This is a genomic window from Jiulongibacter sediminis, assembly GCF_001306455.1.
Lineage (GTDB): Bacteria > Bacteroidota > Bacteroidia > Cytophagales > Spirosomataceae > Jiulongibacter > Jiulongibacter sediminis.
This window is the reverse complement of record NZ_LGTQ01000006.1, coordinates 348,839-369,017: the sequence shown is the minus strand read 5'-3', so window position 1 is coordinate 369,017 and position 20,179 is coordinate 348,839. Positions and strand designations below refer to the sequence as shown.

Below are 20,179 nucleotides of genomic sequence, written 5' to 3'. Positions count from 1 at the left end.
ATGCAAAAAATACTCGTTTTAAATAGCGGTAGCTCTTCCATGAAATTTCAATTGTTGGCAATGCCTTCTGAAAAGGTTATCGCCTCCGGAATGGTGGACAGGATTGGTCAAGAAGATGCATTGATAAAGCTGAAAGGTGAAAGCGGTCAATTGACAGAAAAAGGGGATTTTAAAAACCATCAGATTGCGTTGAACAAAGTAGCCCAATGGCTAACCGAAGGCGTATTGAACAGTCCTGAGGAAATTGCGGCTATAGGCCATCGTGTGGTCCATGGCGGTAGCCATTTTAAAGAACCTACTCTGATTAGAGGAGCTGTAAAAAGTAAGATCAAGGAATTGTTTGGCCTGGCTCCTCTTCATAATCCGGCCAACCTGGAAGGTATAGAAGTGGCTGAAAAAGTGTTTCCAACAGCTATTCAAGTAGCGGTTTTTGACACTGCCTTTCATCAAAGTATTCCTGAGAAAGCCTATCGTTATGCCATTCAGAAAAAAATGGCTGATGAGGAGGGAATCCGACTCTATGGCTTTCATGGCACCAGCCATCAATATGTGAGTCGGCAAGCAACGGATCATTTGAAAAACCCTGCCGCTAAAATGGTCATTCTTCATCTGGGAAACGGCTGTAGTGCCACCGCTGTTTATAACGGCCAAAGCGTTGATCATTCTCTCGGTTTCGGGCCCCTATCTGGTCTGGTCATGGGTTCTCGCAGCGGCGATATCGACCCTTCGGTGTTATTGTATTTATTGAAAAAAGGCTACTCCGAAAAAGAGCTTTCTGATTTACTGAACAGGCAAAGTGGTATGTTAGGCCTAACGGGCGAATCTGATTTGAGAGAAATCATTCGGAAAAACGAGGCCGGAGATCAGGAATGTAAACTGGCCCTTGAACTCAACACCTATCGAATCAAAAAATATATCGGAGCCTACGCCGCGGCATTGAATGGACTTGATGCTCTCGTTTTTACCGCCGGTATTGGTGAGAATTCAGCCCTGATCAGAGAGCTGGTCTGCCGTGAAATGGAGTTTCTGGGAATTGCGATTGACCCCTCAAAAAATGAAAAAGGTGAGATAGAAATACAAGCTGATGAATCCAAAGTGAAAGTTTTGGTGATTCCGACGAATGAAGAGCTGGAAATTGCCCGGCAAACGTACCAACTAATTTAAACGCCGACCACAGTGCTTCGTCTTTCAAAAAGGACATTATCCTGCCAGCGGCCGTCTCCATAACCGATTTTCTCTTTATAGCCTATTTGCCGAAAACCACATTTCAAATGCAATTTGATGCTCACTGTATTCTGCGGAAAAATGGAAGATTGAATGGACCAGATGCCATTTGCTTCGCTGGAAGTGATGAGTGCCTCCAACAACATTTGACCAAGACCCCTGCTCCGGGCTTCTTTGGCCAGATAAATACTAAGCTCTGCCACGCCACAATACACCGGCCGTTTTGAGACCGCACTCAGCGTAGACCAACCCAAAACATCTTCCCCTTCAATGATAGCGAGCCGTGAATGTTTCAGGTACTTATCATTCCATGTTTGAAAATCGGGAACCTGAGTTTCAAAAGTAGCCATGCCCGTAGAAATACCCTGCTCATAAATGCGGGAAATCTGCGGAAACATGGCTTCTTTTATAGGTACTATTTGCATTAGCAGCAACCTCCTCCTGGTGTGCATCCATTCGCTGCCGGGTGAGCACCAAGACTACTAAGTTTCACCACCTTTTTCTCCGGAATTCCGCACTTATCTTTAGCCAGACAGTCCGTTTGCTTTGAAGTAAGAAGGAAAGTTTCACCATCAAAATCAAGACCGAATTTCATGATAGAATCCCCTTGGTATTCAACCTCAATTTCCAGATCACCCATACCCAACGTCTTCTCTGAGAGCTCAATAATTTTCACCAGTTTCTCAGGATGTAATCTGTGATTATAATCGTTGGCACTCCATAATTGAAAATTGACTACTTTTTCGTGGCGAACGGTGCCTCCACAATCGATAAAATGTTTGGTAACCTCTCCTACTTCGGTCACGTGAAAATGCTCTTCTACCAGGCTGCCATCCGGCAATTGAAAGGCGATGGTTTTTAGCTGGGCGAGGTGATTTTTAATTTCTGATAACTTCATTTCTCTATGGTTTAAATTCAGTTTGTTTTATTGCAATATTGCGATGTATAGGTGTAAATTTTTTTAACAACATTTTCCTGAAAACGAATCAAAAAAGCCACCTAAAAGGCTCTTTATCTCGTCCCATTTTGAGGGGTTTATACAATAACTAATACTTGCTCCTTCAATATTCCCCTGAATGATACCGAGGTCTTTCAGCTCTCTGAGGTGTTGGCTTATGGTAGCCTGAGCCAAACCCAATTCCTGAACAAGGTCGCTATTAATACAGGCGTTACTTGAAATCAAATGCTCCAGAATAGCAATCCGGGCTGGATGAGCCAGTCCTTTAGCCAGCTTAGCCAGTTCATTTTGCCTTTCGGTAAAGAGATTTGTTTTTGTTACTCCCATAATTACATTGCAATATTACGATAATTGGTTTTTAATTACAAAATCTCTTTACTATTTCATCAAACAGCAACTCGATTTTCTACTTCAAAACCAAATCCACCAAAAAACCGACCAGCAAGAGCACGATTAAAAAGCTCATATATCCCAGCAGATAGGCAAAAAAAGCTTTGAGGTAGTTTGCAAACTTACTCTCATAAAATTGACCGATGGCCCATGTGGCATACAGGAAAAACAGATAGGCACCAATCGAAGTTAAAGGCCAGGAAGTAAAGCTCTCCAAAACACCGAAAACACCAAGGAGAATCATTCCCACACCTACCACATAACAGAGCAAAATGATGATTTCAAAAAAGTTGAACTCGTATTTTCTAAAGAACAATTTGAGCCAAAAGGCAATGAAAACAGACATCAAAATATTCGCATAGCCGTAATGACTCTGCACCCATGTCAATATCTTCTTCACCGATCCATCAGGTAAACTTCCATAAGTCACGTAACCATCTTCGAAATGGAAAGTGCTATTTAAAATGCTGTAAACCAGCGAAGTTAGAATAATAAAAATGATCGGCTTTACAAGTCGGTTTCTGGTCTCTAAAATAAACTCTCTAACGCTTTTGCCAGGTCTTATGAAGAGCTCCTTAAGAGTGTAGAAGATACCTTTATCCAGATGAAGTACGTGCTCAATTTCATGAATAATATAATGAGCGTCTATTCTTTTCAATTTGGCAGGTGCTCCACATTCAGCACAAAAGTTTCCGGAAAGATCTGCTCCGCAGTTTTTACAGTTCATAATTAAAAAAGGCTCTGTCTAAATAGTGTTGAAAGATTGACCGCCGAAGATAAAGAATTCTTCCGTGCCTGTGGCAATGGCCATTAACGACTCTTAACGTATTCCGAAATCTTAACCAACGGAGACTATTTGGCCCATTAAAACTCCATACAGAGCAGATTTATCTCTTATCTTGCAGCCCCAAATCAGAATTGAATGAAGCATTTTATCAATCCGGCGGACGTTCCGAATGTTCAGGAACTTATAGAAGAAGGACTTACTCAGAAGGCTAATCCGTTAGCCAGCCGAAACCTCGGCAAAGACAAAACTCTGGTCCTGTTATTTTTCAATTCCTCGCTACGGACACGATTGAGCACGCAAAAAGCAGCCATGAACCTTGGCATGAACGTGATGGTGATGAACGTGGGCTCTGATGGCTGGCAGCTGGAGTTTCAAGACGGAGCCGTAATGAATGGCGGAAAAGCGGAACATATCAAAGAGGCCGCCGCTGTTGTAGGTCAATATGCTGATATCATCGGTGTACGTTCCTTTCCGGGTCTTGAAGACCGGGAAGCAGATTATGCAGAGCTGGTGATTGAGAGCTTCAGACAATTAGCAGGAGTGCCTATCATCAATCTGGAATCGGCCACTCGTCACCCATGCCAGTCTCTCGCTGATTTAATTACCATAGAGGAGTTGAAAACAAAGGCTCGTCCAAAAGTGGTTTTAACATGGGCTCCACATTTAAGAGCCTTACCACAGGCCGTAGGAAACTCCTTTGCCGAGTGGTTAAACCTTACAGACTATGATTTCGTCATAACCAACCCTGAGGGTTATGATTTGGCCCCAGAGTACCGAGGGGGTGCCAAAGTCACTCATAATCAAGAGGAAGCCTTTGAGGGAGCAGATTTCATTTATGCCAAAAACTGGAGCAGTTATGAGCAATATGGTCAAATTTTACCCGGAAACGAGGATTGGATTGTCTCGGCTGAAAAAATGAAACTAACAGATAATGCCAAGTTTATGCATTGTCTTCCTGTGCGTCGTGGCGTAATTGTTGAAGATGCCGTGATTGACTCCCCCAACTCGGTTGTGATTCAACAGGCTGGTAACCGTGTTTGGTCGGTACAGGCTGCCATGAAGAAGATTTTGGAAGCAATGTAATCATACACCAGCGGGTTTAAACCCGCTGGTGTATGATTTTATCAAGTCTTTGGCTCTTGCTTTTGTGTAAAACTTGCAGAGCATCGAAATATACAGAAAGGGTGGTTTTCAATCCACTCGAAATGCCTACTACACCCTCCTTACCTCATACACATCTTTCCGTCTGTCTCTAAGGTTTTTAACGGCTCCGAACTGGTGAAGTTCGCGAAGTAAATCAAGATCGACATCGGCAATCAGTATCATTTCCGTATTCGGTGTGGCTTCCGCTTTGATACCCGTGGTTGGGAAAGAGAAATCACAAGGCGTAAACACGGTAGACTGAGCAAACTGAATGTCCATATTATGCACGTTTGGCAGGTTTCCTACACTTCCGGCAATGGCCACATAACACTCGTTTTCGATAGCCCGAGCCTGTGAACAATGCCTTACTCTCGAGTATCCATTTTGAGTATCTGTCAGGAATGGCACAAAAAGGATTTCCATACCGTCTTCGGCCATCAATCGACTGAGTTCAGGGAATTCTGAATCATAGCAAATCAAAACGCCTATTTTTCCGCAATCGGTGTCAAAAGTTTTTACCTGATTTCCTCCCTGCATACCCCAGACTTTGGCTTCGTCAGGAGTTACATGAATTTTCTCATATCGCTCTACCGTACCATCTCTTCGACATAAATACCCAACATTATACAAGCGGTCTTCCTTGATTTCGGGCATACTGCCGGTAATGATATTGATATTGTACGAGATACTCAGTTCTGAGAATTTCTGCACAATTTCCTCCGTATGTTTGGCCAACTCTCTGATGGCATCAGCCTCTTTGAGATGATTGTTTTCCGCCATCAACGGGGCATTGAAAAACTCCGGAAAGAGAGCAAAATCTGATCGGTAACCTGAGACTGCATCAATGAAATACTCGGCCTGTTCCATCAATTCTTTAAGGTTTCGATATGGCCTCATTTGCCATTGCACCAGGCCTAGTCTGACTACCCTTTTCTTGGTCGCCGCCTTAGCAAGAGGCTTTTCATAGTAAATATTATCCCATTCCAGCAGAACCGCGTACTCGCCGGATTCGGTATCGCCGCTGAGGTAGCCTTTGATTATTTTTGAAGGGTGAAAATCATTGGACATCTGAAAATTCAAAACAGGGTCGTGAATTTCCTTTCGTTTCACTTTCTCAATGTACTCTTTCGGAGATACCTCACCGGCATATTTATGAAAATTGGGAATACGCCCACCAAAGGCAATTCCTTCCAGATTCAATTTTTCACACAACTCTTTCCGGTAATCATAAAGCCTTCGGCCTAATCGAAGCCCCCTATATTCTTTTTTGATAAAAACATCAATGCCATACAGCATATCACCTTTCGGATCATGAGTGTCAAAAGTATAATTTCCTGTTACTTGCTGGTAGGTGTGTTGGTCATCAAATTTGTCATAATCCACGATAATTGACAGGGCACAGCCCGCCAGTTTGTTATTAATTTTTATGACCACCTGCCCTTCAGGAAACTTCTCAATCAGTTTATTGATATGATGCTCTTTCCAATACGAATTTGGCATGGACTCATACGCCTCAATCATGATACTTTTCAACTCCTCGTAATCCTCCGGCTTCAGGTATTTTAACTCAATATTCTCAATCTCAGGTGCCTGCATTATAAAATTGTTTTTTCGTTGAAAACTACGTGATTTCCAGATTATGGTATTATTTTTTCAAATATTTTTCAAAAAAATAGCCCTATTTTTCTCTTCACAAAACCTTCTCCGATGAGACACCCTTTTCCTGTTTTCTTTCTTTTGATATCTTTTTTCTCTGAAGCCCAGATTCAACCAGATCAAGTCACCATAGCCCGTGATGAGTGGGGCGTACCCCATATTTTTGCTAAAACCGACCCGGAGGTAGCATATGGGCTTGCATGGGCTCATTCTGAAGACGATTTTAAAACTATTCAGCAAACTGCTTTGGCAGGTAAAGGGATGCTGGGCCGGCACTTAGGGAAAGGCGGTGCCCCTATTGATTACGTGGTTGGCCTTCTAAAAACCAAAGAAACAGCTGAGGAAAAACTCCATACCCTCTCTCCTGAATTTAAAGCATTAGCCCAAGGCTATATTGATGGTTTAAACGCCTATGCAAAAACTCATCCTGAAGAGGTTTTGGTCAAAAACAGCTTTCCACTCGCCATGAATGACTACTTGTCATCTATTCTTTTGTCCTTGTCTGTGATCTCCGGAGCCGATGATGTTTTGTCTTCAATTCTCAATGGAACAATTGATAAAAGCACGGCTCCGAAAGGCTCCAACGCCTTTGCTATAGCTCCATGGAAAACCGAAGATGGATCGGCCTTTCTCAATATCAACTCCCATCAACCGTTGGAAGGGCCAGTGGCCTGGTACGAGGCACATTTGCACAGCGAAAATGGTTGGAACATGCTCGGCGGGCTATTCCCGGGAGGGTGTGTTATTTTTCATGGTACCAATGAAAATTTGGGCTGGGCACATACGGTTAACCATCAGGACAAAATTGATGTTTATAAACTGGAAACCAAAGGCCGTAAATATCGCTTTGACGGTGAATGGAAAAACCTTGAAAAGAAACGTATCAAACTCAACGTAAAACTCGGTTTTCTGACGCTTCCCATTGGTAAAAGAGCTTACTGGAGTGTTTATGGACCTACCTTGAAAACCAATAACGGCTTTTATTCCATCCGTATGGGAGCCAATCAGGATGTCAGGGGCATCGAGCAATGGTACCGGATGAATAAAGCGAGTAATTTCACAGAGTTTTATAAAGCCATGGAAATGGTAGCTATCCCTGGTTTCAATACTGTTTATGCCGATAAAAATGACACTATTTTTTATGTCTCAAATGGTAAAATCCCAATTCGTAAAGAAGGTTATGACTGGCAAGGTCTTTTGCCGGGAAATACCTCTGAAACCTTGTGGACAGACTACCACCCTTTGAAAGATTTGCCTCAATACCTAAACCCAAAATCGGGCTATTTATTCAATACCAATAATACTGTTTTTCATGCTTCCGGAGCTGAGGACAATCTTGACCCGAAAAGCATAGACCCCACCATGGGTTACCCTCTCAAAGATAATAATCGAAGTACGCGGTTTGTGGAGCTCATTGAACAATACAAAAAACTGAATTATGAGGATTTTAAACGCATCAAGTACGATGCTCAGTATCCATCAAAGTTTCATTTTCCTGTATACATCAATGCATTGGAAAGTATGAGTCCGGCAGATTATCCTGAGATTCAAAACGAACTGGAAATGATTCAAAAATGGGACAGAAAAGCAGAGGTTAGTAGTCAAGAGGCCACCTTTTTTGCCTATTTCCTTTATGCCATAAATGAGCGTTTTGAGAAAAATGACATCTTAACAAAAGGTCAAATCGCTGAGGTTTTCAAAAGTGTTAAAACTCAAATGATTGCCGATTTCGGAAGTACTCAAGTACAGCTTGGTGATGTCCAAAAGTTGGTCAGAGGAAGTAAAGAATTTCCTCTTTGGGGACTCCCGGATGTTTTACGAGCCATGTACACCACTCCATACGAAAATGGAAAGAGAAAAGGCATCGCCGGAGAATCCTACATTCAGCTGGTTCGATATAAAAAAGGGGAGCTGCCTAAAATAGAATCTGTCATAAACTACGGAGCCTCGAACCACCCGGAGAGCCTTCATTACGCCGATCAGGCCCCGCTGTTCATTGACCTCAAATTAAAACCGATGACTCTTGACAAGGCAACCGTTCTGGAAACCGCTGAAAGGGTTTATTCACCTCGGTAAAACAAAAAAGCGGAAGGTTTCCTCTCCGCTTCCATTATGTTTTTTAAAGTCTTTGATTAGCCAATCAGCAAGCTCTCTCTACGTCTCATTTTACCCGCCGGTATACCGAACATCATCTTAAATCTACGGCAGAAATAGGCGGTGTCTTTATAACCAACTTCAGAACCGATGGCTCGAATGCTCTTCTTGGTAGTTCTGAGTAAAGTAACCGCAGCCTCCATACGCTGATATTCAATATAATCCTGAGGATTGATGCCTGTAAGCATTTTGAAATATTGACCTACATAATCTTCAGAAACATTTGCAACGTTTGCCAGTTGTTTGTTAGAAAGATCGCCTTCAAGATTGTCTTTTATGTAAGCGAAAATATCAATCAAACGAGGGTCTTTGAAATACGTACTGTTTGTAGCCAACTGCTCCACAAACATCTCATTACGAAGAATAAAACGAATAATCTCGATAACGATCTCTTCAGTCTTATTCATGATCACCCTACCGCGACCAGCTTCATCAGTGAAATCCTCAATCAGGATATCTTTTACCAACTGAGCCAGTTTCGTGTTCTTCTTAATAAAGAACGGTGGTATATCTAAAGATGTAAAAAAGTTAACCGAGTCAAACACCTTCGCTTCAAAAGCAACGAGTCCGAAAGAGTTTCTTACTTTTCCAATCTCTTCAGGAATGGTCATGGAGTCAAAATAATGCTCGCGACGAGTCATGAACTCTTCGTAGGTTATTTCTTTAGGCTCTCCGCTACCGTAGGTAATCGTTGAAGATTTACCACCCGGGATAAACAGCATATCACCCGGCTCCACTTTCTCATCTATACCCTCGAGTTTCACATCGCCATCATAAAGAATGACCAACGTATTCTCAACGTCATAAACGTTTTTGATTCTGATAGGCTGAAGAATATTGATATGCCTTGCTTTGGCAAACTTTACACTCAGCGACTCGATGATTTTGTTATACTCCTTCATGTGCTTTCTTTATATCGAGGCTGCAATTGTTTTCTATCTCAAAAGATTCAATTATCATTTATAAGACACCCCTTGTACAAAACTAATAATAATTATTTAAGGATCAAACGACAAGCCGGACAGAAATGTTCGTTTATTCATACAAAACATGCTCAGAAGTGCCCCTTTTCTTAAAAAAATATAAGTTTTGCACCATTTTGTTTCCCAAAAAATATTTTATCATTTAGTAAAAAACCTAGAAAACACACTGTTTATAACAAAAAAGACCCCATGCGGGGTCTAAATTTTGTCCAATAAATTGTATAACTATTTTAATATTTCGCGGGCAATAACGAGTCGCTGAATTTCCGAGGTTCCTTCATAAATCTCTGTGATTTTGGCATCTCGCATCATCCGCTCCACATGGTATTCCTTCACGTAGCCATAACCACCATGAACCTGCACGGCTTGTGTGGTTACCCACATGGCTACTTCAGAAGCATAGACTTTTGCCATGGCCGCAGATTCCACGTAAGATCTTCCCTCGTCTTTATCCAAGGCGGCTTTATAAATTAAAAATCTGGCAGCTTCAATTCTTGTTCGCATATCAGCCAGTTTAAATTGTATGGCCTGATGCTGGCTAATCGACTTACCGAATGCCCTCCTTTCCCTGGAATATTGCACTGCTCTTTCGTAAGCCCCGGAAGCAATGCCCAAAGCTTGGGCTGCAATACCTATTCTACCACCATTGAGCGTACTCATGGCAAATTTAAAACCCATGCCATCATCCCCTATTCGGTTTTCTTTAGGTACTTTCACATCAGAAAACATGAGCGAATGCGTATCTGAGGAGCGAATCCCCATTTTGTCTTCTTTTTTACCAACCACAAAACCCTCTGTGCCTTTCTCAATAATGAGGCAGTTAATCCCCCGATGCCCTTTTTCAGTATCAGTTTGTGCTATTACGAGAGCAATATCCGCACTACCGCCGTTGGTAATCCAGTTTTTGGTACCGTTCACCAAATAATAATCTCCTTTGTCAATAGCTGTTGTTTTTTGAGAAGTGGCATCTGAACCAGCCTCCGGTTCTGAAAGACAAAAGCAGCCTAATTTTTCGCCAGAGGCCAGAGCGGGAATGTACTTCTGTTTCTGTTCATCTGAACCATAATGTTCAAGCCCCCATAGCACCAGCGAATTATTTACAGACATAATCACCGCTGCTGACGCATCTACTTTGGCAATTTCTTCCATGGCCAGCACATAGCTGATGGTATCCATACCGCCGCCGCCATAATTCTCTGAGGCCATCATACCCAGAAAACCCAGCTCACCCATCATTTTCACCTGTTTCTCTGGAAATTTGGAAAGTGTATCACGTTCAATGGCATCGTGCAGAAGCTCCTTTTCGGCAAAATCGCGGGCAGCTTCCTGTACGGCCAGATGCTCTTCGGTAAGATTAAAGTCCATGATTGAAGTTTGTTAATGTTATTTCAAATCTAGGAAAACGAAAAATGGTATGCAAGCATACCATTTTAACAAATCTCAACCTTTCTAGCAAGATTTGACCTAAACTCCAGCCTTCACGAAGGGCGTTTTCACCACCTCCGCTTTGAGTTTTTTATTTCTTACCTCCACGTAGATTTCGGTTCCGGCTTTTGCAAACTCTTTTTTGACATAGCCCAAAGCAATTCCCTTTTTCAATGAAGGAGACATACTTCCTGAGGTGATTTCACCAATTTTCTCACCCTCTGCATCACAGATAACATAATGTGAACGCGGGATTCCGCGGTCAATAAGCTCAATACCAACCAACCTATTTTGAAGTCCGGCGGCCTTCTCTGCTTTTAAATCTTCACTGTTGGTAAATTCCTTCGAGAATTTTGTCACCCAACCTAAACCAGCCTCCAATGGAGAGGTTTGATCAGTAATATCATTGCCGTACAGACAATAACCCATTTCTAAGCGAAGGGTATCTCTAGCTCCCAGCCCAATAGGTTTGATCTCAAACTCAGCTCCGGCTTCCATAATTTTATTCCAAACCTCCTCTGCCGTTTCTTTGGGAACATATAGCTCAAAACCACCAGCCCCAGTGTAACCAGTAGCCGAAAGAATCACATTCGGTACATCAGCAAAAGTGCCTTTCGTGAAGGTGTAGTACTCTACATTATCGAGGGGAATGTGCGTTAGCTTTTGTAAGGTCGCATTGGCCTTTGGTCCCTGAACAGCAAAAAGACAAAGGTCATCTGACCAATCCACCATTTCTACTTTTCCAGTATTATATTTCTGAATGTGATTCCAGTCTTTCTCAATATTAGAGGCGTTCACCACCAACATGTATTCATCTTCATCAATTCTGTAAACCAGCAGGTCATCCACTACCCCACCGCTTTCATTAGGAAGGTAGCTGTATTGAGCTTTTCCGTTATAAAGAACGGAGGCGTCATTGGCCGAAACCCGCTGAATCAGATCCAAAGCTCCCTCGCCTTTGAGGTAAAACTCACCCATATGACTGACGTCAAAAATTCCAACACCTTCTCTGACGGTCATGTGCTCTTCCAGATCAGAAGAGTAACGTACAGGCATATTAAAACCGGCAAATGGGATCATTTTAGCCCCAAGAGCCTCATGAACATGTTTTAATGGAACTTCTCTTACTTCAGTCATATTTTCAAAATTTGAGGCAAAGGTATTGCTTTCTTGGAGTGAACAGAAAGCTCAGTCGCACTTAATCACTTTGCCGTTTTCAAGATAGATGGTTTTGTTGATTGCTGTCGGAATTTCCTCCGGATTATGGGTAACATAAATGAGCGTTTTATTCAGTGAGGTAACCAGTTCATTGATCAGATTTCTGAAATACACCATGTGCTGATAATCCAGATTTTGACAGGGCTCATCAAGTAGTAAAATCGGTGGGTTTTTAATCAAAGCCCTGGCCAGTAAAACCAGCCGCTGCTCTCCGGTAGACAGATGGCTAAGTAGACGATCGCTCAAATGAGACAAATCAAAAAACTTCAAAAGCCCTGCCGCCTTCGTTTCCTCCTCCGGTTTTAATTTTCGGTAGAGACCAATGCTATCAAAAAGGCCGCTGGCCACCACTTTAAGAACTGTGCTATTTTTGGGAAAAAACAAATGCAGCTCTGGCGAGACAAAACCTATTTTCTTCTTGATATCCCAAATGCTCTCACCAGTTCCTCTTTTTTTGTCAAAGAGAACAATATCGTTTTGGTAAGCTTTGGGGTTGTCCGCGGTGAGCAGACTCAAAAGCGTGGTTTTGCCCGAACCATTGGGGCCCATCAACGCCCAGCACTCTCCGTTTTTAACCACCCAGTTCACCCCATCCAAGGCCTTTTTCTCTCCATATTTAACCAGTCCGTTTTTAATGCTAAAAGCAACTTCAAAATCTTCCTCAGTTTCCGGAAAAAGAGAGGGCAGCTGATCATGATCTATATTCAATGATCTTTCCTCTTGCTGTAAATCACCAAAAGGGGGGGTTAAAGTTTGAGCCAAGCGGCCATCTTTTAAAATCAGAATAGACTCGATAGAATCAGGCAGGTCATTAGCACCCGCTACCAAAAGTATGCTGACATCTAGCTTATTGATAATCTCTTTCAATAGCTCTTTACTCGCTGTATCCAGTCCGGTAAAGGGGTTGTCCAGCAAAAGTAATTTTGGTTTTTGCAGGAGTGCCCAGGCAATAAGTGACCTCCTCGTTTCGCCATTTGAGAGACTGGTGATTTTGCGTTGCAAAAGATGGCTGACGTTCATCAGTTCAGCTATTTCATCAACCCAATCTGGCTCGTACTGAAGAGAAGGCAGTTCAACCGACTTTTCATCCACCGTTCCCACTGGTTTAGCTTGATTTTGTAAAACTTCCCAAAGAGTTGGGCCTATTTCACTGTCGTAAGCAGAATAACGCTGTTGATAGTATTGATAGGCGGCACCAACCATTCTGTTAAAACTATAATCTCGAGGTACCAACAAAATTTCAGAATAATGCGGCTTTTCAATTTTCCCCTGAAAAGGAAAGATTTTACCAGCAATAGCATCCAGAAGAGTGCTCTTTCCGGAGCCGTTTTCTCCGGCTATGGCAATTTTAAAGGGGAATTCTATTTGAAAATCAAGTTCAGATAAAATGAGCTGATCTCCCTTTTTTATTGATACTTTGTGAAACTGAATCATGGTCAAAAATAGACCTTTGAATTTTCGAATTCAAAAAATCGTTGTAGCTACATGAATTCTTTACATGATCTCAAAAATTTGAGCGACACGCTGCCAAGAAGGGCCGCGAAAATGCCTGTTTTATTTGTGGGCCACGGCTCGCCAATGAATGCTATTGAAGACAATGAATTTAGCCTTCATTGGGAGAAAATGGGTAAAACTTTGCCGGAACCTTCAGCCGTTTTGGTTATTTCTGCCCACTGGTTGAGTAAGGGCACCAAGGTAACAGCCATGGAAAACCCAAAAACCATTCATGATTTTGGTGGATTTCCGAAAGAACTTTTTGAGGTGGAATATCCAGCCCCCGGCTTGCCTTCTCTTGCTCTGGAAACAAAAAACTTGATACAAAGTACTGAAGTGGAACTTGACCATGACTGGGGGCTTGATCATGGCACCTGGTCCGTGGTACGACGAATGTTCCCGGAGGCCAAAATCCCTGTGCTTCAACTCAGCATTGACTACCCAAGAACCGGGCAATATCACTATGATCTTGGTAAAGAACTTGCCGCCTTACGTGAAAAAGGCGTTTTGATAATCGGGAGTGGAAACATGATTCATAACTTACGCATGGTATACTGGGAAAAACTCAATGAGCCTAATTTCGGCTATGACTGGGCTCATGAGCTTAACAAAACCTTGAAGTCAAAAATTGAAAGTAAATCGCACAATGATTTGATCAATTATCATTCTTTAGGTGAAGCCGCAAAGTTGGCTATTCCAACTCCGGACCACTATTTCCCGTTACTATATACCTTGGGTTTGCAAAGCAACTCAGACGATATTGAATTTTTTAATGATAAGCTGGTAGCGGGTTCATTGAACATGACTTCAATTAAAATTGGATAAAAGAATGCCTTAAATACATTGAGGCCCTAACATAAAACAGAAAAAAACATGAAAAGATCAGCAACAGCAGTTTGGAAAGGAACAGGAAAAGACGGCAGTGGAACTCTGGGAACCCAAAGCGGAGCCCTAAAAGAGGTGCCCTATACCTTTAGAATGCGTTTCGAAGATGAGCCGGGCACGAACCCCGAAGAGCTTATTGCAGCCGCACATGTAGGCTGTTTTAATATGAAATTAAGCTTTGTACTTCAGGAGGCCGGCCTTGAGGCTACCGAACTGAATACAACCTGTAAAATTAATATGGAAGACGGAACATTGACCACATCTGAGCTTAGCCTGGATGCCGTGGTGCCCAACGTAAGCGATGAAGATTTCGGTAAAATGGTAGACGATGCCAAAGAAAACTGCCCGATTTCAAAAGTACTCAACCTCAAAACTTCGGTTGAATACACTCTAAAAAATAACTGATTTTACGGTTTGTTTTTATTGAGTCTGACTCAATAAAATATACGAAATACCGTTATATTAGGGCAAAAATTGGTACAAAACCACGTGATTAAAAGCACCTTATCGGTTTTTTTCGCTCTAAGCTTTATCGGCGTTTCGGCTCAGCAGGTTATTCTGAAGTCAGAGAGTACTCCTATGGGAGGGTCTATGAATACGGTTACCCCTGAGGTAGCCAAACCTGCAGAAAACACACTGAAACCCTTTGAACCCAAGCAATTCGAAAGCTTGGGCCAAGGGGTTATAGAGCTAGATCATGATGTGGTTTATGTAGGTAAAGCGGCCCCAAGTGGTGTCAACATTTATCACCTTCCCCTTTTTGGTGGATATCACAAATCTATTCAGCAGATTGAAGACGATGAGGCCTTTTTGGCCGATTGTGATAAAAACTTTGATACCCGTGAAAAAGGAAGTCTTTTCTTCTCCGATATGGGGTGGCAGTACCTATCTGAAGGTAGCAAAGAAATGGCGACCTATCGTTTCAATCTTGCTCATCTTCTGAATCAGAAGAATATCGACGTTTATTGGGGACTGGGTGTTATCGAATATCAGCAGGGTCATTATGAAGAGGCCATAAAGTTGATGACTCAGGGGATTGAAACTGACGAGAAGTTTAACGTAACATTGATGGTAGACCTAGCCACAGTTCACATCAAGTGTTTCACCGAAAACCAGCATCCTTCAGACCTGAAGAGAGCTTTTAAAATCCTGGACGATGCCAAACTGCTGGCACCAAACTTTGCCAACACTTATATGCAACTCGCCTTGGCTAACCTTGTCAATGGCGAAATTGACCAAGCCTGGCTTCAATTTCACAAAGGCTACAAAATTGACCCTAACGCCGTGGACACCCAGATCTTAACTCAATTATTGAATCAAAAGCCTGATCCTCAAGGGGTTTTTGAGTAGGGTTTATCGGATTTGCTTATACAAGCTTTGATTTCTGAAAACTACATATCTATCTGATAGTACGAAATCACTACCAACATCTGGATAGTTTTGTTTTTTATTGAATCCTGGTCCTTTTTGAGTTAGCGTCAATCCCTCAAATGAGTACAAACCTATGGCATAGCTGGTGTTCGGGTAAAAAAGAACGTAGTTGTGAACAGAATATACTGGTTCATCTGACAAGGCAATGTTTCCAACCAAATCGAATGAATAACTGGCAGAGAATCCATCGTTGTCATCACTAGCGTTTCGTATTGTTTGTTGAAGGTTTATAAAATTTTGACCGAAATTAATCTCTCCATCAAATGATCCGGCAATTGTAAATACGTGCGAGTGTTCATTTGCAACACTTAAGTCAAAAACTCTAACATTTCCAGATCCCCCTAAAACTTTGGCTGTATTCCATTGAGAGGACTGCAAGAGGTCATAAATTAAAAGATCAGAGCCTCCACCGGAAGAGGCATAATATACCTGAGGTCCAACATTTATTTGTCCCTCAAAACTAACCGCCAATAAAATTCTGAAATTGAGACCACCTCTATCAGAACCGCTATCATCTAAAGCATACTGAAAATAATTACTCAAAACATTTGAAAATATCGGTGTCAGAGATTGAGTGACTCCTGTTTTAGATATTTTTTGAAAATGGACGCCACCCCTACTTGAATTGTAAGTATTAACTGCTGAAAAAGCATCGGAATAGATCGTTTCATAGAAGCTTCCTACGACGTAAATATTGAATTCATAATCAAAAAACACTTTTCTAAAGTCTAAGTAGTTATTGCCTAGATTTTTAACCCAAAGCCAACTCTTTGATTGCAGATCATACAAGGCCACCACAGCTTTAGCCAAACCATCGGTTGAAGTCAAAACATTTGTACTTCCAAAAGAAATATCCTCAAAAACCCGAAGAGCTATTGCCATCGTATCTCCTTTGACGTCAATTGAATTAATACCAGCAGCAGATCCCAAATACATTGTTTCATACCATAACCATTCTTCATTAACGAAATCGAATTCCCCAATAATAAAGTTATTCGGAGAAGAGCTAATCTGTATTTCACCCAAATTGACAACACCCTCATTCTCAATTGTACAGATAATCGTGGAATCCGTTCTGGAACGAATGTTTGTAAATCTTCCTCCTGTATTAATCTCTTTAAATGACGGTGAACTGAGATCTGAGCCCTCGGTTAAATATTTCCAATTAACTCCATCAAATACTCTCACCTGACTAAAGGTTTCGTCAAAATAAACCTCCCCTTTTTTCGGGTCAGGAATCGCCATTATCTCTTCATAACTCTTCGTTTCAAACCCATTTGCTTTATTCGGAGTAATACCGTCTGGCTCAATTAAAATGTTCTGCCCAAAACTCAGGAGAACAGAAAATAGAAAAGGAAGAATCAATGCTTTTTTCATAATACAGTTTGTTATTTTTTGACGAAACTATACCGTAGAGCACATACTATAAGCACTTTATGTCATCAACCTGCTCATTAATTTACTTTACGGCTTACCAAACCGCAGAGTAAATTTTTTCAACTTTTTTTAGGCAGTCCACCCTTTGTCCACCCCTTAAATTTCATGGTGTGAGTCTCCGGCAGCTACCTTCGAACTGTCGAAACAAAAGCAATTGCAATGAAGACAAGACTACTCATCACCGCCCTGCTCATCTCCCTTCTGGGAGTGTCAGAAGCTCAGGCCCAACGCTGGCGACCGTTCGTTGGAGTTGGTATTAGTCCGCTTCATTTTTCGGCTCAGAACGACTTCAGCCCCAAGTGGACTCCATACATGCTTCAGGCCTCATTGAGAAAAAGAAAAAATAGCCTCCACCTCAACTTCCATAATGGTGGCCGGTACCAAAAAGAAGAATTCAGTTTTACTCACACCATTTACGAGCTTGCCTACACGTTTCATCCGATGGGCAAAATATCTGACGGCCGGTTAAGTCCTTATGTTGGGGTAGCCGCCAATTACCTTCAAACCCGCTTTACCACTCAAGGCTACCCTGGCATTACGGCCTACGGTCTCAAAATTGAAAAGGACAACAGCTTCGGCGGATCCCTTCTGGCTGGTGTGGAGTACCCGCTCGGAAATATTTTGGCAGGCCTGCAGGCCCGTTATAACAAAAACTCCAAAGCTCAATTTATCGCCGGGGGCTTCAGCCCCCAGAACCTGATTACCGACCGTTTCAGCGTGATGATTACTGCAGCTATTCCTCTTAACATCAAAACAAAATATGCCCAAAACGCATGTCCTGAATTTTAACCTTCATAGCCATGAAAAAACTTCTACTCGTTTTCGCCCTGTTCGTTTTTGTCAGCTCTTGTAAAGACCGCGATTTTCAACCCATTGATATTTTCGAAGAAGAAGAAAAACCGCCGGTTGATGAAGATGGCAATATCATTGCCGACAGTACTATCCTCAATGTTGGCGTAACCTGTAACGGCGTCAACCTTTTCGCCTACCGCGACCGGGTCCAGGAAATCTCAAACGGGTATCAGATTAAAGGCACTCTTTTTACTCAAACTAATCTGGGTCTTACGCCATTAACCAGTGGCGACTTCACCGTCACCAAGGGCAATAACGGCGATCTCGTAAAAATGGAGGGCTTTGGCTCTACGCTCGTTCCTGAAGTCGGAGATTTTTCCGGTGTGATGAGCTACTCAGATATTTTCGGGGCAAATCTGAGTTACGGAAACGGTGTGGAGTTCAGACGTTTTGATGGCGAGCTTCCGCTTCAGGATGAGTCCTGCTATTTCCGGTTTAACCTTGACCCGGCCGCTGATTTCTTACCGGGCAAAGTAGGTGGCCCGATGATGATCGGGAATACCCTAGTCAACTTTAAAGACCTTTACCTAAACGCTGATGCACCTGCAATTTTGGTGAAAGGCGATATGTATTTCTTTGACAAAAACTCAAAGCCAGAGGCCATTAAGGATGGAGCCAGCAAATTCACCAAGTTTAAAGCAAAGGCCGGAAAGCTTAGTCCGAAATACTCCATTTCAAATGTCTCAATTGGCTTAGCTGCAAAACCTCATTTCCCGTTCAGACCGGCTAAATTCAGCGACCAACTGGAGGAGATTGTTGGAGGCACCAACTTTGAGACTTTTGATGGCAGCATTTATTTGAAGGGCACTGTTCCGCTAAAAAAATATCCGATTGACGTTACCGGTGAGTTTTTTTATGATAACTCTTACGCCGGCTATCGTCTTCCAGACCTTTTTGAGAACGGACTTGATAACACGGCCTATCGTCTTGGCGTCAACGGAAAAGTAGAGTTCGGGCATTTCCTGCTCGATATGCTTCCGCTAGACCTTAGAGTTGAGCTTGGCAATGCGACTCTTCAACAGCAAATGGCCTTAACGGGCGAATCATTCATCCGTTTTGCCGGCGAGTATGACAGTGCCCGCCTTTACGACGAACTTCTTGGGCCGGAAATCGCGAAGGTTTTGCCAACAACCACTTACTCCGGAAAAATGTACGTCAATATCGGCACCGAGCTTTCTGAGTGGGAGCTGTACATGGAAAACCAAATGGAAATCAATATCCCGGGCGTGGGCCGTCAGCCATTTCAACAAGCCATTTTGCATTTCAATAATGAAGGAATCTATGTTTCAGGGCTGGCCACGCTACCTTACGGGGTTGGTCAGATCAAACTTACCGGTGAGTTAAACAAAGACGGTTCTTTCGCTTTAAAAGGAATGGCAAATGCTGGCGTTGACTTTGGCAAAGGCATTAAACTGGGTTCTGCTTTAAATGTGGAAGTTTCTAACAGAGGCGTCTTCTTAAACGGAATGCTTCAGCTACCTGGCGGAATCAGCGATTTTACCGTTGAAGGTGAATTGAGTGCCGACAGACTGATGCTGAAAGGTACCCAAAGAACAAACATTAACTTCGGAAACGGAGAAGCTCTTCAAACCGACCTTAGCCTGGAGGCCAATACTGATATAGGTGTTTTTCTACATGGATATATGAAAACTCCGCTACAAGTGGCATTGGTAGAAGTTAACGGTGAAATCTCTGCAAGAGGCCTTGCTTTGAGAGGTTTAATTGCCGGTCGACTTGATTTTGGTGTAACCAAACTATCCACCGATCTCAGCCTGAACGCCACCACCTGGGGCGGGGCCGCACTTAGTGGAGCTATTGATCTGCCACTCGTCATCATCGGCGGAAACATCAAAGTTACCGGCTATATCTACGGACCAACCTCCTTTGGCCTGAACGGAGAGACAGGAGCCTTTATTGACCTAGGCGTGGCCTCAGCAAATGCGAATGTGGAGCTTGGTTTCTCTCAAAGCAGCGTTACTATCGGAGCCGAAGCAGAGTTCTGTGTGGCAGATGACACGGCCGTAGAGGTATGTGCTGGCGTAGGCCTTAGCTTTAAACCAAACTGGGCTACAGGTGCTCTGAACATTTGTGCTGAGCTGCCGGTGGTGGGCGAAACGTGTATATGATTTTTTTAAAACGGGG

Annotated in this window: 18 protein-coding genes; 8 read left to right on the top strand and 10 right to left on the bottom strand. The window is 42.6% G+C overall.

The genetic code is table 11. The annotated features are described in order from the left end of the window. Entirely contained in the window at positions 1-1,164 is a 1,164-nt protein-coding gene (locus AFM12_RS07450; protein ID WP_055146082.1) for an acetate/propionate family kinase, read from the top strand. Here AFM12_RS07450 and AFM12_RS07445 read toward each other — a convergent pair. The 4 genes from AFM12_RS07445 to AFM12_RS07430 all read right to left on the bottom strand — a co-directional run bounded on the left by AFM12_RS07445 (position 1,161) and on the right by AFM12_RS07430 (position 3,299). Next, on the bottom strand, positions 1,161-1,649 hold the full coding sequence (locus tag AFM12_RS07445) for a GNAT family N-acetyltransferase (protein ID WP_055146079.1): 489 nt from the start codon (positions 1,647-1,649) through the stop codon (positions 1,161-1,163). The two genes, AFM12_RS07450 and AFM12_RS07445, sit on opposite strands and share 4 nt — an antisense overlap. Next, positions 1,649-2,122 (bottom strand): DUF6428 family protein, encoded by a 474-nt coding sequence (locus tag AFM12_RS07440; protein WP_055146076.1) that lies wholly within the window; start codon positions 2,120-2,122, stop codon positions 1,649-1,651. Before AFM12_RS07440 ends, AFM12_RS07445 begins: the two co-directional genes overlap by 1 nt. Positions 2,123-2,185: 63 nt before the next feature. Beyond that, positions 2,186-2,509: an ArsR/SmtB family transcription factor gene (locus AFM12_RS07435; protein ID WP_055146073.1), complete on the bottom strand. Its 324-nt coding sequence runs from the start codon at positions 2,507-2,509 to the stop codon at positions 2,186-2,188. 79 nt (positions 2,510-2,588) lie between these two features. Then, positions 2,589-3,299 carry a DUF3667 domain-containing protein gene (locus AFM12_RS07430; RefSeq protein WP_055146071.1) on the bottom strand — a complete coding sequence of 237 codons (711 nt, stop codon included), beginning with the start codon at positions 3,297-3,299 and terminating at the stop codon, positions 2,589-2,591. 195 nt (positions 3,300-3,494) lie between these two features. Here AFM12_RS07430 and AFM12_RS07425 point away from each other — a divergent pair, with 195 nt between their 5' ends. After that, positions 3,495-4,442 (top strand): N-acetylornithine carbamoyltransferase, encoded by a 948-nt coding sequence (locus tag AFM12_RS07425; RefSeq protein ID WP_055146068.1) that lies wholly within the window; start codon positions 3,495-3,497, stop codon positions 4,440-4,442. Between the two features lie 129 nt (positions 4,443-4,571). Here AFM12_RS07425 and AFM12_RS07420 read toward each other — a convergent pair whose 3' ends face one another. Then, positions 4,572-6,098: a carbon-nitrogen hydrolase family protein gene (locus AFM12_RS07420; protein ID WP_055146065.1), complete on the bottom strand. Its 1,527-nt coding sequence runs from the start codon at positions 6,096-6,098 to the stop codon at positions 4,572-4,574. A 111-nt stretch (positions 6,099-6,209) separates the two neighbouring features. On the opposite strand from AFM12_RS07420, the gene AFM12_RS07415 reads away from it, so the two are divergent. Beyond that, entirely contained in the window at positions 6,210-8,234 is a 2,025-nt protein-coding gene (locus AFM12_RS07415; RefSeq protein WP_055146062.1) for a penicillin acylase family protein, read from the top strand. 56 nt (positions 8,235-8,290) lie between these two features. On the opposite strand, the gene AFM12_RS07410 is transcribed toward AFM12_RS07415, so the two are convergent. The 4 genes from AFM12_RS07410 to AFM12_RS07395 all read right to left on the bottom strand — a co-directional run bounded on the left by AFM12_RS07410 (position 8,291) and on the right by AFM12_RS07395 (position 13,372). Further along, positions 8,291-9,214 carry a helix-turn-helix domain-containing protein gene (locus AFM12_RS07410; RefSeq protein ID WP_055146060.1) on the bottom strand — a complete coding sequence of 308 codons (924 nt, stop codon included), beginning with the start codon at positions 9,212-9,214 and terminating at the stop codon, positions 8,291-8,293. Between the two features lie 306 nt (positions 9,215-9,520). Beyond that, positions 9,521-10,660: an acyl-CoA dehydrogenase gene (locus tag AFM12_RS07405; RefSeq protein WP_055146058.1), complete on the bottom strand. Its 1,140-nt coding sequence runs from the start codon at positions 10,658-10,660 to the stop codon at positions 9,521-9,523. 99 nt (positions 10,661-10,759) lie between these two features. Continuing rightward, a complete protein-coding gene (gene gcvT, locus AFM12_RS07400; RefSeq protein WP_055146055.1) occupies positions 10,760-11,857 on the bottom strand; it encodes a glycine cleavage system aminomethyltransferase GcvT in 1,098 nt (365 codons plus the stop codon). 51 nt (positions 11,858-11,908) lie between these two features. Then, complete coding sequence (locus tag AFM12_RS07395; protein WP_055146052.1) at positions 11,909-13,372, bottom strand: ATP-binding cassette domain-containing protein; 1,464 nt, start codon at positions 13,370-13,372, stop codon at positions 11,909-11,911. Between the two features lie 51 nt (positions 13,373-13,423). Here AFM12_RS07395 and ygiD point away from each other — a divergent pair, with 51 nt between their 5' ends. The 3 genes from ygiD to AFM12_RS07380 all read left to right on the top strand — a co-directional run bounded on the left by ygiD (position 13,424) and on the right by AFM12_RS07380 (position 15,667). Further along, the gene (gene ygiD, locus AFM12_RS07390; RefSeq protein ID WP_055146046.1) at positions 13,424-14,257 is read left to right on the top strand and encodes a 4,5-DOPA-extradiol-dioxygenase; all 834 of its coding nucleotides are present in this window, start codon (positions 13,424-13,426) and stop codon (positions 14,255-14,257) included. 48 nt (positions 14,258-14,305) lie between these two features. Then, positions 14,306-14,722 carry an OsmC family protein gene (locus tag AFM12_RS07385; RefSeq protein ID WP_055146042.1) on the top strand — a complete coding sequence of 139 codons (417 nt, stop codon included), beginning with the start codon at positions 14,306-14,308 and terminating at the stop codon, positions 14,720-14,722. An 84-nt stretch (positions 14,723-14,806) separates the two neighbouring features. Next, positions 14,807-15,667: a tetratricopeptide repeat protein gene (locus AFM12_RS07380; protein ID WP_055146039.1), complete on the top strand. Its 861-nt coding sequence runs from the start codon at positions 14,807-14,809 to the stop codon at positions 15,665-15,667. A gap of 3 nt (positions 15,668-15,670) precedes the next feature. Here AFM12_RS07380 and AFM12_RS07375 read toward each other — a convergent pair whose 3' ends face one another. Further along, positions 15,671-17,125: a hypothetical protein gene (locus tag AFM12_RS07375; RefSeq protein ID WP_055146036.1), complete on the bottom strand. Its 1,455-nt coding sequence runs from the start codon at positions 17,123-17,125 to the stop codon at positions 15,671-15,673. A gap of 219 nt (positions 17,126-17,344) precedes the next feature. Here AFM12_RS07375 and AFM12_RS07370 point away from each other — a divergent pair, with 219 nt between their 5' ends. Both AFM12_RS07370 and AFM12_RS07365 read left to right on the top strand, forming a co-directional pair. Then, positions 17,345-17,974 carry a hypothetical protein gene (locus AFM12_RS07370; RefSeq protein WP_055146033.1) on the top strand — a complete coding sequence of 210 codons (630 nt, stop codon included), beginning with the start codon at positions 17,345-17,347 and terminating at the stop codon, positions 17,972-17,974. Positions 17,975-17,985: 11 nt separating this feature from the next. Beyond that, positions 17,986-20,163 (top strand): hypothetical protein, encoded by a 2,178-nt coding sequence (locus tag AFM12_RS07365; RefSeq protein ID WP_055146030.1) that lies wholly within the window; start codon positions 17,986-17,988, stop codon positions 20,161-20,163. Positions 20,164-20,179: the final 16 nt, after the last annotated feature.

What these genes read in the sequence shown, in the direction of transcription:
- AFM12_RS07450 (WP_055146082.1), top strand. Translation starts at nt 1, where the DNA reads ATGCAAAAAATACTCGTTTTAAATAGCGGTAGCTCTTCCATGAAATTT.
- AFM12_RS07445 (WP_055146079.1), bottom strand. Translation starts at nt 1,649, where the DNA reads ATGCAAATAGTACCTATAAAAGAAGCCATGTTTCCGCAGATTTCCCGC.
- AFM12_RS07440 (WP_055146076.1), bottom strand. Translation starts at nt 2,122, where the DNA reads ATGAAGTTATCAGAAATTAAAAATCACCTCGCCCAGCTAAAAACCATC.
- AFM12_RS07435 (WP_055146073.1), bottom strand. Translation starts at nt 2,509, where the DNA reads ATGGGAGTAACAAAAACAAATCTCTTTACCGAAAGGCAAAATGAACTG.
- AFM12_RS07430 (WP_055146071.1), bottom strand. Translation starts at nt 3,299, where the DNA reads ATGAACTGTAAAAACTGCGGAGCAGATCTTTCCGGAAACTTTTGTGCT.
- AFM12_RS07425 (WP_055146068.1), top strand. Translation starts at nt 3,495, where the DNA reads ATGAAGCATTTTATCAATCCGGCGGACGTTCCGAATGTTCAGGAACTT.
- AFM12_RS07420 (WP_055146065.1), bottom strand. Translation starts at nt 6,098, where the DNA reads ATGCAGGCACCTGAGATTGAGAATATTGAGTTAAAATACCTGAAGCCG.
- AFM12_RS07415 (WP_055146062.1), top strand. Translation starts at nt 6,210, where the DNA reads ATGAGACACCCTTTTCCTGTTTTCTTTCTTTTGATATCTTTTTTCTCT.
- AFM12_RS07410 (WP_055146060.1), bottom strand. Translation starts at nt 9,214, where the DNA reads ATGAAGGAGTATAACAAAATCATCGAGTCGCTGAGTGTAAAGTTTGCC.
- AFM12_RS07405 (WP_055146058.1), bottom strand. Translation starts at nt 10,660, where the DNA reads ATGGACTTTAATCTTACCGAAGAGCATCTGGCCGTACAGGAAGCTGCC.
- gcvT (WP_055146055.1), bottom strand. Translation starts at nt 11,857, where the DNA reads ATGACTGAAGTAAGAGAAGTTCCATTAAAACATGTTCATGAGGCTCTT.
- AFM12_RS07395 (WP_055146052.1), bottom strand. Translation starts at nt 13,372, where the DNA reads ATGATTCAGTTTCACAAAGTATCAATAAAAAAGGGAGATCAGCTCATT.
- ygiD (WP_055146046.1), top strand. Translation starts at nt 13,424, where the DNA reads ATGAATTCTTTACATGATCTCAAAAATTTGAGCGACACGCTGCCAAGA.
- AFM12_RS07385 (WP_055146042.1), top strand. Translation starts at nt 14,306, where the DNA reads ATGAAAAGATCAGCAACAGCAGTTTGGAAAGGAACAGGAAAAGACGGC.
- AFM12_RS07375 (WP_055146036.1), bottom strand. Translation starts at nt 17,125, where the DNA reads ATGAAAAAAGCATTGATTCTTCCTTTTCTATTTTCTGTTCTCCTGAGT.
- AFM12_RS07370 (WP_055146033.1), top strand. Translation starts at nt 17,345, where the DNA reads ATGAAGACAAGACTACTCATCACCGCCCTGCTCATCTCCCTTCTGGGA.
- AFM12_RS07365 (WP_055146030.1), top strand. Translation starts at nt 17,986, where the DNA reads ATGAAAAAACTTCTACTCGTTTTCGCCCTGTTCGTTTTTGTCAGCTCT.